The sequence below is a fragment of the Paenibacillus pasadenensis DSM 19293 genome (assembly GCF_000422485.1).
Classification (GTDB): Bacteria; Bacillota; Bacilli; order Paenibacillales; family Paenibacillaceae; genus Paenibacillus_O; species Paenibacillus_O pasadenensis.
The window spans coordinates 121405-137009 of record NZ_KE383848.1; the positions used below are offsets into that span (position 1 = coordinate 121405).

The window sequence follows — 15605 nt, forward strand, 5'->3', positions numbered from 1 at the left end:
GACCTAATTTAGCGAAAGAAGGCGGATCGACGTGATCGTAACGACAACCTGGCAGGGAAAACGCGCGTTTACCTCCGAGGGGGATTCCGGCTATGCGATCGGCATGGACGCCACGCCCGCCTACGGCGGCGAGGGCAAGGGAGCGACGCCGATGGAGCTGCTGCTGGCCGGCCTGGCCGGCTGCATCGGCATCGACGTGACGATGATCCTCGACCACTTCCTGGATCAGATCGACCGGCTCGACATCGTGGCCGACGGGACGCGCAAGACGGAGACGCCGAGCGGCTTCACGCATATCGCGCTCACGTTCCACGTCGACGGCCGGATCCCGGACTACCGGATCTGGAAGGCGATCGAGCTCGGCAGCAAGAAGTATTGCGCCGTCTCCGACTCGCTCAAGGCCGAGATCGACTATCGGCTCGTGCTGAACGGAGAGCCGCAGACGCGGCCATGAACGAACGATAAAGGGGCAGCCTCCACCGCATCCAGCGGAGGGGCTGCCCCTTTTTCGATTGGCGCATCCGCTCAATGCAGATACGTATAGATGTACGTCTTGCCGCACATATGGCGCTCATCGGCGTCATAGACGCGGATGCGCAGCAGCTCGCTCACCGTCAGCGAGTGCAGGTAGGCGTTCAGCTCCGATTGGCGGCGGAACACCAGCTCCTGCGGTTCCTTCTCGCCGCCGGCATAGCGCAGAGTCCAGGTCGACATGCTCGTTCCCTCCACGTTCGCTTCGTTCGCCTTCCGGCGAAGGGCTCGTTTTCATTGTTTCCTTTTTGGCAGGGGCTAATCAGGAGGCGGGGGCGGGCTGCCGCGGACCGAGCCGCCGCAGCTCGCGCTGGACGAGCTTGTGCAGCAGCAGCTTCTCCTCCGGCGGCAGCTCCTCGCAGAGCCGGGCGGCGGCCAGCGGCAGCATCCACGCCTCCAGCTCCGCGGCCTCCAGACCGCTGAGCCGCAAGTAGGAGCGGCGGTATTGGCGCAGCAGCAGCGAGCGGACCGCTTCGAAAAGGAAGCCCGAGAGACGGGACAGCTCCGCCGGCAGCGCCGCCGTCCGCAGCAGCAGCACGGTGCGGGCCGCGTCGGCGGCCGGATGGCCGTAGACGGCCGTCATCCAGTCGATGACCCACAGCTTGCCGCCTTTGCCCAGCAGCACGTTGCCGGGATGAAAATCGCCGTGCAGCAGCTGGCGGCCGGCCGGGAGCCTATGGAGAGCCGCTATGGCGGCCGCCTTTTCCGGCTCGGCGAGCAATGGCGCGGCCTGGATGCGCCGGCTCAGCCAGTCGATCTGGCTGGGCAGGCCGGAGTCCGGGCCGGCGCCCTTGGTGTGGATGTCGACATGCAGCCGGGCCAGCGCGGCTCCGCTGGAGGCGATGCGCCAAGGCTGGCGGAACAGGACGGCGAGCATCGACCGGCCCTCGATCCGCTGGAAGGCGATCGCCGGCCGGCCTTGCCACTCCGACAGGAAAAGGGCCCTCGGCACGGGCAGTCCGGCCGAGGCGGCGAAGCGGGCTGCCGTCATCTCTTGCTCGGCGGCGAGACGGGGGATGTTTTCCTTGAACCATTTCAGAATCTGGTCGGGGCCATAGCTGCATATCTGAGCGGTACGGCCTTGGGCCGCGACTGGACCTGGAGCATGTTCCATGATGTCGGCTCACTCCGTTCTAGGGTTGTGCCTCATGCATTCCTTTCCTCATTCTGCAAGCGGTGCCAAAAATCCTGCCGGGGCCGCGCATCGCATGCGGCTGGCGTGGACTGGCGCGCTGTGGTACGCTGGGTTCAGATGAAGCGGAGGAGGTGAGATCATGCTGGACATGCATGAGCTGCTGTCTTGGATCTGGTCGATCGGCTTGGCCTGCTCGGCCGCGTATTATTACATGGCGTGGCTGCATTCCGGATCGCGCAGCGCTTCCCTGCTGCCTGCGGCGGCCGTGCTCGGCGCTCCTAGCGTGATCCGGCCCGCTGCCGCCAGCCGTCCGATCAGCCACAGGCTGATCCGGCTGAGGAAGCGCAAGGAATCGCCCGATGACGACGCCTCCGCCTGCCTGTCCCTTGTCGCTGTCGCTTAGACAACACAAGGGAGGATCACTATGTTTGCCATGATTCCGAAGCCGAGGCTCGGAGCATTCGCCAAGGGCGCGCTTGCGGCGATCGCCCTGCTGCTGCTCGCCGGCTGCGGCGCGCACGGCTCCATTGATGCCGATACGCCAGGGATGTTCAACCACTACGTCGTTTTTCCGCTGAGCTGGCTGCTGCGCGTTCTGGCAGGGGGGCTGCACGATAATTACGGCATCGCGCTCATCCTCGTGACGCTGCTCGTGCGGCTCGCGCTCATGCCGCTCATGCTGCGGCAGTACCGCGGCCAGCAGGTGATGAAGGGCAAGATGAAGCGCATGCAGCCGGAGCTCGAGGCGCTCAAGGCGCGCCATGCGGGCGGGGACAAGACGCCGGAGTCGATGCAGAAGCAGCAGAAGGAAATGATGGAGCTGTACAGCAAGCACGGCTACAACCCGCTCGCGATCGGCTGCCTGCCGCTGCTCATCCAGCTGCCGATCCTGACGGGGCTCTACTATGCGATCCGCATGAGTCCAGAGCTGTCGAGCCACAGCTTCCTCTGGTTCCAGCTCGGCCAGCCGGACCTCGTCCTGCCGCTGCTCGCGGCGGCCGTCTACTTCGTGCAGGCGAAGCTGTCGCAGCGGGGCATGGAGCAGACCGACATGCAGAAGCAGATGGCCTGGATGGTCTACCTGTCGCCGGTCATGATGGGGCTGTTCTCGTTCACCGCTCCCGCGGCGCTGCCGCTCTACTGGACGGCGGGCGGCCTGATCCTCATCGTGCAGACGCTGCTGGGGCAGCGGCTGTACCGGCATCTGGCCGAGGGCGAGGAGCCTGCGGCTCCCGCCGGACGCGCGCGCGGCGCCGCCGCCAAAGGCGTCCGCTGACGCCCCTCGGCAGCAGCTGCGACATGAAAAAGAGCCTTTCCGACCGCCGCTGGCGACATGAAAAAAGCCTTTCCGACCGCCAACGGCGGCTGGAAAGGCTTTTTGGCGCGGCCTGGGCCGAAAGCTACACGTTGACCTCGATCGGCTCGTCCTTTCCCTTGAGCTTCACCCGCATGTACTCCACGTTCTGCGAGCTGCCGAGATTGACGTTCTTGGAGTCGAACTCGATCTCGTCCTGCACTTCAAGGCGACCTCCGTCCTCGACGGTTTGGCCGATCGTCTTGCGCAGCGAGCGGTCGGGATCGTTCAGCAGCAGGTTGCTCTTGAGGACGGGCTCGACCCATTCGACGTCCTGCGCCGAGCCGCTGACATTTTCGAGCGTGACGCGGTAGGTGAGCTTTTTCCAGTTGGCCTTTCCGGGCATGATATCGAGACCTTCGCTGGCGACGCGGGACTTCCAGCCGTCGGTCACGGGAGAGGTGAAATTGCAGCCGCCGAGCAGCAGCGTGGAAAGCAGGGCGAGCAGCGCGAGCAGCTTCATCGAACGGACGGCCGGACGGCGATCCAGCGAGGTGTTCATCGGGCGACAGCTCCTTGTACGCGAAAGTCGGGCAGCCGCGGAAGGCGGCCCTTTCCTCCATTGTAGAGAACGGCGGCTGCCGGGGCAAAGGACATTCCGTGACAATTGCGGCTGCGCCTGTCCGATTGACTGGCGGTGCCGGGAGAAAGCGGCTCTCCTGGCATAGCCTTCCCGGGCGAGGCAGGTTTCATGAGCGGCACGGGGAAACCCGGCGCGCCGGCCCGACGAGGGAGTCGGGAGTGCCTTGGATAGCGGAAATCCAGCGCATCGGCCCGACGAGGGAGTCGAAAGTGCCCTGGATAGCGGAAAACCGGCGCATCGGCCCGACGAGGGAGTCGGGAGTGCCTTGGATAGCGGAAACCTGGCGCATCGGCTCGACGAGGGAGTGGAGAGTGCCTGAACTCTTCGAGCCTGCGCCCGACCTTACAGAGCCCGCACGTACACTCTCCCGCCATGCGTCTCCGCGGCGACCGGCGCCTCGAAAAACTCCGTCAGCGTCTGCGAGTCGAGCACGTCGGCCACCGGCCCGCTGCGGAAAATCTGCCCCCGGCGCAGCAGCAGCGCATGGCCGAGCTCCGGCACGATCTCCTCGGTATGATGCGTGACGTAGATCAGTGTTGGCGCATCGGGCCGGCGGGCCAGCTCTGAGATGCTTTCGAGCAGCCGCTCGCGCGAGAACAGGTCGAGCCCGTTGCACGGCTCGTCGAGGATGAGCACCCGCGGCGAAGCCATGAGGGCGCGCGCGACGAGCAGCTTCTGCTTTTCGCCCTGCGAGCAGGTGCCGTACTCCCGGTCCCATAGATGGGAGCATCCGAGCGCCTCCATATGCTCCCGGGCTCGCGTCTCGTCCCCCTCGGATACATCGTCGTACAGCCCGATCGTCGCATGGATGCCGCTCAGGACGACGTATTGGGCGCGGTCGGTCTTGTACAGCTTGTCCTGCAAAGAATTGCTCACCCATCCGATCGACTTGCGCAGCTCGCGCAGATCGACCTCGCCGTACTTGCGCCCGAGCACGGACACCTCGCCCGACGTCGGCCAGATGTAGCCGCAGACGATGTTCAGCAGCGTCGTCTTGCCGGAGCCGTTCAGGCCGAGCAGCGCCCAGTGCTCGCCGGGCCGCACGCGCCAGCTGACATCGTCGAGCAGCGTCCGATTCTCTCTTTTCCACGTCACATGCTTCAGCTCGATCATGATGATCCCTCCCGATTCAATTGACCTGTATATCGTTCTATTCTAAAGGATTTTCCTGCAGCGGACCTATACAAAATCTTTAAAATTCGCTGACGAGGCCTTTACATCGCCTTGATATGCTCGCTAGCAGGACAGCCAAGCTGACGAGGGGGACAAACAAGATGAACAGGAAGAAGCGGAACTGGATGCGCGCGGCAGGACTCGGACTGAGCCTGACGACCGCGGCGGCCGGACTGGTGCCGGCAGCGGGCCTGGGAACGGCCGCTGCGGCGACGGAGGAGCAGGCGGCGGTCGCGGCCGTTTCGGCGACGACGTCAGAGACGATGTCTCAGCAGGTGTACGCCGATGCCTTCGCCATGACCAAGATCGGCGAGTACCGCGTCGGCATGGCGAGCGAGGACGGCGGCGTGGCCGAGATCGTGAAGTACAACCGCGACAACGGACGGTTCTACGTCGTGAACGGCTCCGCCACTCCGCCGAGCCTCGACATTGTCGAGCTGAAGGCGGGCACGATGCAGCTTCAGCGCAAGCTCGACGTCAAGCAGCTGGCTGAGGCCGAGGCCGGCTTCGCCTTCGGCGACCTGACGAGCGTCGACATCAATGTGGCGGCGAAGCGCGTGTTCGTCGCCGTGCAGGCGGCAGGCGCGAACGACGCGGGCCGGGTGCTGGAGCTCGATTACGAGGGCAATCTGGTGAAGGCGTATCCGGCAGGCAAGCAGCCGGACATGGTGAAGTCGACGCCGGATGGCCGGTACGTGCTGACCGCCGATGAGGGCGAGCCGCGCGGCGGCGCCGGCACGCCCGATCCGGAGGGCAGCGTCACGATCGTCGATCGCAGCACGGGCACGTCGCGGCAGATCGGCTTCGGCGACGCGAGCGTCATCGACGACCGCGTCCATATCCGCGGGGCTGTCGACGGCAGCGGCCAGATCGTCGGCAAAGGACCGAAGTCCAAAGCGGCGACCGATCTGGAGCCGGAGTACATCGCGCTGTCGAAGGACGGAAAGACCGCGTATGTCTCGCTGCAGGAAAACAACGCCGTCGCCGAGCTCGACATCGAAGCGGGACGCTTTACGGCGGTGCGCGGCCTTGGTCTTAAGGATCTGAGGCTGCCCGCGAACGCGCTCGACCTCGACGGCAAGGACAAGCAGTACAAGCCGGTGACGGCCGACGCCTACGGCGTCTACATGCCGGACGGCATCGCTTCGTACGAGGCGGGCGGCCGCATGTATCTGGTCACGGCCAACGAAGGCGACGCCACGGAATGGCCGGGCATGACGAACGCCTCCAAGGTGAAGTCGCTCAAGGACAAGCTGGCGCCGGGCTCGGCCGCGGCGGCGTTTTTCGGAGCGACCAAGGCGTATGACGACGTCGAGGCGATGAGCGACTGGGGCACGGACGCCATCTATCTGTACGGCGGCCGGTCGTTCTCGATCTGGGACGCGGCGGAGCTGAAGCAGGTGTACGACAGCGGCAACGCGTTCGAGGCGATTACCGCCTCGCGGCTGCCGGACTATTTCAACGCCTCCAACACGAATAAGAAGTTCGATTCCCGAAGCACGAAAAAAGGACCGGAGCCCGAGGACGTGCGGATCGGCCATGTCGGCGAGCGCACGCTTGCCTTTACCGGCCTCGAGCGCATCGGCGGCGTCATGGCGTATGACGTGACTTCTCCGGCGGAAGCCCGGTTCGTCAGCTACGTCAATACGCGGGACTTCAGCGAAAGCGGGGGCGAAAACGCGATGAACACCGATTCCGCGCCAGAGGGGCTCGAGTTCATTGCCGCGGCGGACAGCCCGACGGGACAGCCGCTGCTGCTCGTCGCCCATGAAGTGAGCGGCACGGTCGCCCTTCTGCAGCTGGAGACGACGCGCGTAGAGCTGGCCAGGCAGGAGCTGGCCTTGACGGCTGGCGAGGCGGCGGTGCAGCTGGAGGCGAAAGCGGTGCCCGGAGCGGGAGCCCCGACGGTTACTGCGCTGACCTATTCGTCCAGCCGGCCGGATATCGCCTCGGTCGATGCGGCCGGCAAGGTGAAGCCGCTCCAGGCTGGCAGCGCGGTCATCCGCGTCGTCAGCGCCGACGGCTACGGCGTCGCCGAGCTGAGCGTGACGGTGAAGGCGGCGGCAGAGCCGAGCGTCTCGCCGACTCCGACGCCAAGCGCAACGCCTACGCCAACGCCGACGCCGGGCGGTGGCGGGGGCGGCGTCGTGCCGACGTCGAGCCCGAGCGTCTCGCCAAGCCCGACGCCATCTCCTGCGGCTGTGCAGGTGAGCGTGAGCGGCGGCGTCGCGAGCGGCGTGCTGGAGCAGGCGGCAGGCACGGACGGCTTCGCCGAATTCGGCGCGGCCGGTCTGGAGCAGGCGCTGGAGCGGCTGAGCGCGGCTGGAGCGGCCCGGCGCGAGCTGGAGCTGCGCGCGGCAGCCGGCTCGGCGGACGCGGCCGGACTGCGGCTGACGGCTGATGCGGCCGCAAGGCTGGCGGCGGCAGGCTTAGAGCGCGTGACGCTGAGCGCGGCGGGACTGGCTTCCGCCGAGTGGAGCGGCGAGGCGTTCGCCGCGGCGGTGCGTGCCGCCGGAGGCGGCGCATGGTCGCTGGAGGCGAAGGGCGGCAGCGGCGCGGTGAGCGTGACGGTCATCGCCGCCGGCAAGGAGCTGCGCGGAGCGGACGCCGCAGCGGTGCGGCTGAGCCTGCCTTACGCGCCGTCGACCGTGGAAGCGAAGCGGCCGGAAGCGATCGTGGCGCTCGATGCGGCGGGCCGGCCGATTATCCGCAGCTCGTATCGGGATGGCCGGCTGATCCTGGCCGGCAGCGGCTCGGGCTCGTACCGGATCGCATTTGAAGCTGCGGCCTATGGCGATACCGCCGGCAAGTACATGGAAGCCCCGGCCGCGTTCCTGACGGCCCGCGGCATCGTGCAAGGCACGGCAGCCGGCGTCTTCTCGCCGCAGCGGACGCTGACCCGCGCCGATCTCGCGGTCATGCTGAGCCGCCTGGCGGGAGCGGACAGCGGCGCCGGAGCGGCAGCCGGCGGCAGCGGATTCGCGGACGTGCCGCGCGGCGCCTATTATGCGCCGGCAGTCGCTTGGGCGGCGGCCGAAGGCATCGCGGGCGGCACCGGCGGCGGACGCTTCGAGCCGCTCGCGCCGGTGACGCGCGAGCAGCTGGCCGTGATGCTCTCGCGCTTCGCGGGCAGCGCCGGCTGGGAGCTGCCGTCCGTCGGAGCGAGCGCCTTCGCGGATGCGGCCTCCATCTCGCCGTTTGCACGCGAGGCGGTGGACGTCTTGGCCGGGGCCGGCATCGTGAGCGGGCGTCCGGGCGCGGACGGCCAGGCGCGCTTCGCGCCGCAAGCGTCCGCCACGCGCGGCGAAGCGGCGGCGATGCTCGCGATGTTCGTGCAGGCTTCCTTCCTCTAGAGGTTACTGGGTTTATCCGGCTGTACGGCATGAGCCGGCTGCAGCCGGAAAAAATCGGGCTGCAGCTGTCGTAGAGAGCTTGAAGCTGGCTGGAACCGGAAAAAATCGGGTTGCAGCTGTCGCGGAGCGCTCGAAGCCGGCTGGAACCGGAAGAAATCGGGTTGCAGCTGTCGTAGAGAGCTTGAAGCCGGCTGGAGCCGGAAGAAATCGGGTTGCAGCTGTCGTAGAGAGCTCGGAGCCGGCTGGAGCCGGAAGAAATCGGGTTGCAGCTGTCGTAGAGAGCTTGAAGCCGGCTGTAGCCGGAAATAATCGGGTTGCAGAAACGATGGCTTGAAAACGGATCGGCCAATATGTCGGAAAGCGAATCCGGGCATGTGAAAAGGATGTTCTTTGTCGAATCAATCGACAGGGAACATCCTTTCTCATATAAAGAAAGTCTTTCTTCCTTCGCAGGTTGCCGAGATTAGGGTGCGGATACGAACAGGTGAGGCCGTAACCCGATTACGGGTTGCGGCCTTGGCATTGCGTAAGGACTTCGAAGAGACCCAGAGTCCGTCTCGCATCCATTCGGGTAGACGAGGCGATGTTGCTGCGGCGGAGAGGACGCTCGTCAGTGCCAAATTTACTACTGGTGGAGGCCTTGCGGCAGAAATGGAGCCCGTCAGTGGCAAATTTACCACTGGTGGAGGCATTGCGGCGGAAATGGAGCCCGCCAGTGCCCAATTTACCACTAGCAGAGGCGCTGCGGCGCAGCATGCGTCTGTGCGATCGGATAACCAGCAAGGGCAGCATGCGTCTGTGCGATCGGATAATCACCAGGGCAGCATGCGGCTGCATGCAGACCGCCTGTACGGCCTGCATGCAGCTGCGCGAGCGGACCGCCCAGCCTTATCCCGCCTACCCCCGCATGCGCGAGAGGAACTGGTTCATGAGCAGCGGCAGCGAGATGAGGATCGGCGGATCGTCGGGGCGCGGCTCATACAGCAAGGCATGCTGAAAGGGCGCGGGCGAGGAAGGGCCGACCTCGATCGGCGAGCGGGCGCGGGTGCGCAGCGTCGTCTGCGGCAGCAGCATGTCCATCGCTCCCATCGCCCAGGAAAGCGTCGTCCCCATCAAATAGTAGGTGCCGGGCCGGACGCCGGTGAACCGAAAGGCGCCGGGCCGCGGCAGCAGCGTCCCGTGGATCGGCATGCCCTCCGGAATCGGCTTGGCGAACAGGCCGATCAGGACGAAGCCGTCAAAAGGCAGGACGGGCTCGACGAATCCGCTCACCTCCGACCAGACCGGGGAGGACGACGCCTGGATCGTCGGATCGTCCCAGCTGTCCAGCGCCTGCAGCCGGCGGGCCTGATCGCCGACAGCGGAGCGGGACTGGCGGAACTCGGACGGCGTCAGCCCGACCCGCTGGGTGAAGCGAGTCGTGAACGTGCCGAGGCTCTGCTGCCCGATCTCGAGGCTGATGTCGCGGATCGTGTACTCGGTTTTGAGCAGCAGGTCCTTGGCCCGGCTGAGCCGCAGCGAGGAGACGTAGTAGAGCGGCGTCAGCCCGGTGCGCTCCTTGAACAGGCGGGCGAAATGAGAAGGGCTGTACGAGATATGCTTGGCCAAACGCTCCAGGGGCATAGGGTCGAACAAATTGCCTTGGATATAGTCGATGACTTGATCCAGCTCATCTTGCGGCACGAGGCTCCTCCTTTGTCCGAAGCCGCGCATGGCGGACCTGCAGCCTCGGTCGAGAACATTTGTTCCTATTCTAGTCGATCTGGATGCGATTGGCAAGACTGGGTTTCGGATCCGGCTCCTCTCAGCGCCTCGCGCTGAGCTGGCTTTTCCACAGCACGAAGCGGTGCCGGTCGCGCTCCGCTCCGAGTCCGCGCAGCGCCTCGGCTGCCGGCGTCTCGTCCACCGGGCGGCCGTTCCACTGCTCGACGGCGATCTTGGCCAGCCCCTGGCGGGCGGCGATCGACGCGAGCGCCTGCTGCAGCGATGCGGCCGCAGGCGCTTCGTCCCGCGCCTCTCCCTTCGGGCCGAGGCTGCGGATGCGGCGGCCGTTGCTTTCCACCCAGAAGCGCCACTCTCCGTCCTCCAGGACGAGGAAGTTGCCGGGCTTGCGGGCGAAGCCGCCGTCGCCGTCCCCGGGCCAGTCGGCCAGCAGGCCGAACGGATTGGCCGGATCGGCCGCGCTCAGCACGGTCAGGCCGTCCTCCTCGCCGGGCAGCGGCTGGCGCAGCGACTCGGCGATCTCCCGCGTCGTGAACTGCATCGCCGGGACGCCTTCGATGAGCTGTCCGCGCACGAGCACGCCCCATTCCTCGAGCCGCTTGAGCGCCGGCAGCAGCTCGTCCCAGGCGCATGGCGACATCGCGGCCGCCAGGTCGCGCGACACGATGCCGTAGACGTCGAGCAGCCGGTCGATCCAGCGCAGCGCCGGCGATCCGTCCTGCGGGAGAGAGCCTGCGGCGGGCGCGGCGCCGTCCCCATGATGCGCATTGGAGGCGGACGGCCCTGAACGAAGAGCCGGCAAGCCGCTCTCCGTGCTCGCGCTTGGCTCGGCCGCGCTCCGCTTCGCCAGTCCCGTGCTTGCCGCGGCTTGCGGCCTATGCGAACCGCTGTCCTGCGGCGGACGCAGCGAGCCGGTCCAGAACCAGCGGCCGAGCCCGGAGCCGCCCCAGGCGCCCCGGCCGGAACGGGAGCCGCGCGAGCGGGAGGCCGAAGACGGGCCGCGCAGCGGGGCGAACTGGTCGTTCGATACTTGGCCTTGCCAGACGAGCTCGAGCAGCTCGGCCTGCACCTCGGACGGCTGGCGGCCGAGCTCGCGGGCGAGCGGGGCGAGGAACATCGCGCCGCCGCGCTTCAGGCGCTCCAGCAGCTGCGGATGGGCGGGCCGCGCATCCTCCTGCGGCAGCCAGGAGGCGATCAGATCGCGCGATTCCGGGAGGAAGAAGGCGATCTTGCCTTCCTTTTCCCCGTCGCCCTGGCGTCCGAGCCACAGCACCTCGCCGGAGGCGCAGAGCAGGTCGAGCTCCTCGGGCCGGTAGGAGGCGAGCCGCGACGGCAGCAGGAACGACTCCCAGTACGACAGCGGGAAAAAGAAGCCCTGCAGCTGCTCCAGCACCCGCAGCAGGCCGTGCTCTCCTTGCAGCTGCGTGCCTTGGAGCGCATGCTGCCGGCCGGCGAGGAGACGGCACCAGCGGACGGCGTCCGCCGCCTCGCTGCGGCCGCGCGCCGCCTGCACGGACAGCCGGACGACGCGCGCGGCGGTCAGCGCCGACGTGTAGAGGAGCTCGTCCTCCTCGGCGAAAGGCGCGAGCTGGATGCGGTCCGCCTCCAGCAGCCGCGGAATCAGGCTCCGCGCGCCGTCCGCGCCGAGCGCCGGATAGCGGGCGGCCAGCTCCTCCGGCGTGAAGGCGAGCCGGCCGGCGATCCAGCGCTCGACGACGAAGGACGCGGCGTCGTCCTCCTGCGGGAAGCGGCCGTACAGCTCGGCCTCGTCCGCGCAGATGAAGCGGCCCGCTAGCCCGCCGCCCGGCTCGTAGCCGGCGACGCGCCGCTGCTGCCGCAGCTGGCGCAGCCAGCCGGCTGCCGAGGGATCGGCATCGGCTGCGCCCAGCAGCTCCGCCTCGGTCAGATCGCCCCGCTGCTTGAGCAGCCGGTAGAGCTCGTCCGCGCTGCCCGGGGCGCCTGCGGCAGGCGTCTCGAGACGCCGGCGCTCCGCTTCGAGCACCTGCGGATCGACGGCTCCGCGCAGCGCTTCCTGGCCGAACAGCTCGCCGGCGAGCTCGCGGCTCATCTGCAGCAGCTGCGCCTGGACGGCGCGGTCGAGGCCGTCGCCCTCGTAGATGCGCATGTTGACGTAGTCGGCGGCGAACTGCGAGGCGAGCGGGGACGGCAGGTCGCGGTAATGGACGGCCATCGCGATCCGGCCTTCCTGCATCTGGCCGAGCAGCTCCTTCAGGCGCGGCTCGTCGAGATAGTCCCGCAGGCATTCGCGCATCGCCTCGCCGAGATAGGGGAAGCGGTCCGCATAAGGAAGCGCGGCCCGCAGCAGCTCCTCCCCGCGCAAGCGGAGCTGCCACATCGGCGTGCGGCCGAAGCTGCGCTTCAGCAGCAGCGACGTCTCGGCGATGCGCCGAAACGCTACGGCGAGCAACGGCGAGCCGGGCAGCGCCTCGACGAGCAGCTCCCGCAGGTTGTCCGGCGTCACGGAACGGACTGCCTGCAGCCAGGACGGATCCCACTCCGGCAGCACGAACTCGATGCCGTTGTCCTTGGCGTTGCCGTACAGGCGATGGGGCAGGCTCGTCTCGAACTTCCGCTCGATCGCCAGCTGCAAGGTGCGGTTCACTCGGCGGCCCCAGGCGTTGTGGATGACGATATGGGTCTGGCCGGCGATGTCCTTGTACACCTCCACCGCCAGCCGCGCGGCGGTCGGGACGACGCCGGTCGCCCGCTGCGCGCGCACGAGGGAGACGAGGCTGCGCGCAGCCCGGTCGTCGAGGCGGTACGGCTCCTGCAGGTCGCGGATGACCGCTTCCTCCGCCGCGCTGAAAGGGGCGTCCGATTCGTCGGCGTTCGTCGGAGCGAGCGGAGCCCCGTCGCCGGATGCCGACGGCTTGGGGCGGGCAGGCTCGGACTCCGGGCCGTCGGGCAATGCCGGGGCCGCTCCAACGCGAGCCGCGTCGAATGACATTTCCGAGGGAGCTTCATGGGAAGCCGCATCGGCCGCAAGGATGGTCGGCGCCGCATCGTGAGCATCGGCCGGGGCGGGCGCTCCAACGCGAGCCGCGTCGAATGACGATGCCGAGGGAGCTTCACTGGAAGCCGCATCTGCGGCCTCCAGCCGCTCCATCAGCTCCGTCCAGAGCTGTGCGACGCGTTCGCCGAGCCGGTAGGAGCGGGAGCCGGCCTCGTTGCGCCAGAACGGAATCTCGCTGAAGCGGTTGCCCGTTTCTTTGACATAGACGCGGTCCTTGCTGATGCTCGAGATCATCCAGGAGCTCGTGCCGAGCTGGAACACGTCGCCGACGCGGCTCTCCTGCACGAACTCCTCGTCCAGCTCTCCGACATGGGAGCGGCTGTCGGCGTGGTGCACGGGATAGGCTCCGCTCTGCGGGATTGTGCCGGCTCCCGTCACGGCGGCCATGCGGCTGTTCGGGCGCGGGCCGACGGCGTTCGCCTCGCGGTCCCATTCCAGCAGCGGGCGGGCGAACGGGTACAGTCCGGCCAGCACCGCGAGCATGTCGAGCAGCCGCTGGCGCGGAAAAGCCCGGTAGCTGTCGCTGCCGAGGATGAGCCGGTACATCTCCTCGACCGGAACCGTGTCGAGGGAGGCGATCGCCACCGCCTGCTGCGACAGCACGTCGAGCGCGTGACGCGGCACCTCGATCGGGTCGATGTCCCGCTCGGCGATCATGCGCGCGAGCACCGCGATCTCCGGCAGGACGCCGCGCTGGCGGGCCAGGATGATGCCGCGGCTCGCCTCGCCGACGCCGTGGCCGGCGCGCCCGATGCGCTGGATGCCTGCCGCCGCGGACAGCGGCGAGTCGAGCTGCACGACGAGGTCGACGTGGCCGACGTCGATGCCGAGCTCGAGCGAGGAGGTGGCGACGATGCAGCGGAGACGGCCTTCCTTGAGCAGGCGCTCCACCTCGAGCCGCCGCCCCCGGTCCATGCTGCCGTGATGGGCGCGGCACATTTCCTGGCCGGTGTAGTCGTTGAGGCGCAGGCACAGCCGCTCCGCCATGCGGCGGCTGTTGACGAACACGAGCACGGAGCGGCAGCCCTCCATCAGCTGCAGCAGCCGGTCCATGATCGGGAACCAGACGGAGTCGCGGCTGCCGCCGAGCCGGACGCGCCCCGGCATCGTGACGAGGACGTCCATCGTCTTGGCCATCGCGCTTTCGATGATGGCGACCGGACGGGGAACATAGCCGAGCGGATGGGCAGGCAGCGGCTCGGCTTGGGCGGATGCCTCCTCGGCAAGGGGGCCGATCGGCGCTGGAGCCGCGTCGTGGAGAACCGCCTGCGCATTCACCGCATTAGGGAGGCCTGCCTGCGCATTCGCCGCGTCGTGGAGAACCGTCTGCGCAGTCCCTGCGTCGGGAAGGCCCGCCCGTGCATTCGCCGTGTCGGGGATCCCCGCCAACGCATTCCCTCCATTGGGCGGATCCGCCTGCGCAGTCCCCGCGTCGATGAGATCCGCCGACTCTTCCGCCGCGAAGGCTTTCGGCGGCGCCCAGCCGCCGAGGAAGCGCGCGACGCGCTCCATCGGCTTTTGCGTCGCGGACAGTCCGATGCGTTGCAGCGGGCTTCCCCGCCAGGCTTCGAGCCGCTCGAGCGTCAGCGACAGGTGCGAGCCCCGCTTGTCCGCAGCCAGATCGTGGATCTCGTCGACGATGATCTGCTCGGCCGTCTGCAGCATGAGGCGTCCTTTGTCGGAGCCGAGCAGGATGAACAGCGATTCCGGCGTCGTCACGAGCACGTCGGGCGGACGGCGCAGCATCGCGGCGCGCTTCGAGGAGGGCGTGTCGCCGGTCCGGACGGCGCAAGTAATACCCGGCACTCCTTGGTGTGACCATTGTTCCATCCGCTCCGCGATCTGCGCGACGAACTCCGTCACATGGTCGTAGATGTCGTTGTTGAGCGCCTTCAGCGGCGTGACGTAGAGGACGCGCACGCCCGGCCGCCAGACGGAGGCGGCCTTGCCGGATCCGGCGGCTGGCGCAGAGTCGGATGCCGGTGCAAGGTCGGGAGCGGAGGCAGATTCGGATGCCGAAGCGGATCGGGGCGTAGGATCGACTCCGGGATCGGCTTCCGCAGCTGGCGCAGGCTTGGCTGCGGCGACGCGACCCGCTCCGGCTCCATCCGGCGAAAAGGCGGCTTCCTTGGCCCGCAGCAAACGGTCCAGGCAGGGGAGCAGCGCCGCAAGCGTCTTGCCGGAGCCCGTCGGCGCCGCGAGCAGCGTATGAGCGCCGCCGAGGATGGACGACCAGGCGCTGCGCTGCGCATCGGTCGGCGTCCCGAACGAGTCGGCGAACCAGCGGGCCAGCACGGGGTGAAACGGCTCGAGAGCCGGATCGAGGCTGTCCGCGCTCCGGGCCTTCCCCGGCGGGCGGTCTCCGGCGCCCCCGATGGCTTCCGCGCCCGCTTCGACGCCGTCGGCCGGGACCGTGCTTCCTTCATGGCGCCCGGACCGGCTCTTCGGACGAACGCCGGCTTCGGCTTGACGCCGGTCCCTGCTCGGACCGCCTTTTTCTCCTGGAGCTTTCATGCTTGCCAAGCCTCCCTCGCGCGCCGGATGGCGGCATTTTCCATTAGCATACACCATTGGCCGGGCCGTTGCCTGCTCCGCCGAGAAGAGCGGCTATCGCCATCCGGAGAGATTCCGTCCGTCCGCAACTCTATCAATCTCCCACTCGTCTAGAAGAGCAGGTAGAAAATTCCGGAAATCCGCTATCCCGCCGATCCGCCGAAGGA

General features: G+C 67.8%; 10 protein-coding genes. 4 read left to right on the top strand and 6 right to left on the bottom strand.

All coding sequences use genetic code 11. The features are described 5' to 3' along the window. Positions 1–31: 31 nt before the first annotated feature. On the top strand, positions 32–454 hold the full coding sequence (locus H582_RS0113210) for an OsmC family protein (RefSeq protein ID WP_028598896.1): 423 nt from the start codon (positions 32–34) through the stop codon (positions 452–454). A gap of 71 nt (positions 455–525) precedes the next feature. Here H582_RS0113210 and H582_RS0113215 read toward each other — a convergent pair whose 3' ends face one another. Both H582_RS0113215 and H582_RS0113220 read right to left on the bottom strand, forming a co-directional pair. After that, positions 526–714, bottom strand: a complete 189-nt coding sequence (locus H582_RS0113215; RefSeq protein ID WP_028598897.1) for a hypothetical protein — start codon at positions 712–714, stop codon at positions 526–528. A gap of 79 nt (positions 715–793) precedes the next feature. Continuing rightward, the gene (locus H582_RS0113220; RefSeq protein WP_028598898.1) at positions 794–1645 is read right to left on the bottom strand and encodes a phosphotransferase enzyme family protein; all 852 of its coding nucleotides are present in this window, start codon (positions 1643–1645) and stop codon (positions 794–796) included. 160 nt (positions 1646–1805) lie between these two features. Between H582_RS0113220 and H582_RS0113225 the strand changes: the two genes are divergently transcribed. Both H582_RS0113225 and yidC read left to right on the top strand, forming a co-directional pair. Further along, complete coding sequence (locus tag H582_RS0113225) at positions 1806–2069, top strand: hypothetical protein (protein WP_028598899.1); 264 nt, start codon at positions 1806–1808, stop codon at positions 2067–2069. A gap of 21 nt (positions 2070–2090) precedes the next feature. After that, the gene (gene yidC, locus H582_RS27465; RefSeq protein ID WP_052333224.1) at positions 2091–2942 is read left to right on the top strand and encodes a membrane protein insertase YidC; all 852 of its coding nucleotides are present in this window, start codon (positions 2091–2093) and stop codon (positions 2940–2942) included. Positions 2943–3066: 124 nt separating this feature from the next. Here yidC and H582_RS0113235 read toward each other — a convergent pair whose 3' ends face one another. Next, the gene (locus H582_RS0113235) at positions 3067–3522 is read right to left on the bottom strand and encodes a hypothetical protein (RefSeq protein WP_028598900.1); all 456 of its coding nucleotides are present in this window, start codon (positions 3520–3522) and stop codon (positions 3067–3069) included. 423 nt (positions 3523–3945) lie between these two features. Beyond that, positions 3946–4716 carry an ABC transporter ATP-binding protein gene (locus H582_RS0113240; protein WP_043111311.1) on the bottom strand — a complete coding sequence of 257 codons (771 nt, stop codon included), beginning with the start codon at positions 4714–4716 and terminating at the stop codon, positions 3946–3948. Positions 4717–4877: 161 nt separating this feature from the next. On the opposite strand from H582_RS0113240, the gene H582_RS27470 reads away from it, so the two are divergent. Then, positions 4878–8129 (top strand): choice-of-anchor I family protein, encoded by a 3252-nt coding sequence (locus H582_RS27470; protein WP_052333225.1) that lies wholly within the window; start codon positions 4878–4880, stop codon positions 8127–8129. An 897-nt stretch (positions 8130–9026) separates the two neighbouring features. Here the strand turns inward: H582_RS27470 and H582_RS0113250 are convergent. Beyond that, positions 9027–9752, bottom strand: a complete 726-nt coding sequence (locus H582_RS0113250; RefSeq protein ID WP_228551922.1) for a helix-turn-helix transcriptional regulator — start codon at positions 9750–9752, stop codon at positions 9027–9029. 181 nt (positions 9753–9933) lie between these two features. After that, the gene (locus H582_RS30115; RefSeq protein ID WP_052333227.1) at positions 9934–15399 is read right to left on the bottom strand and encodes a DEAD/DEAH box helicase; all 5466 of its coding nucleotides are present in this window, start codon (positions 15397–15399) and stop codon (positions 9934–9936) included. Between the last annotated feature and the right edge of the window lie 206 nt (positions 15400–15605).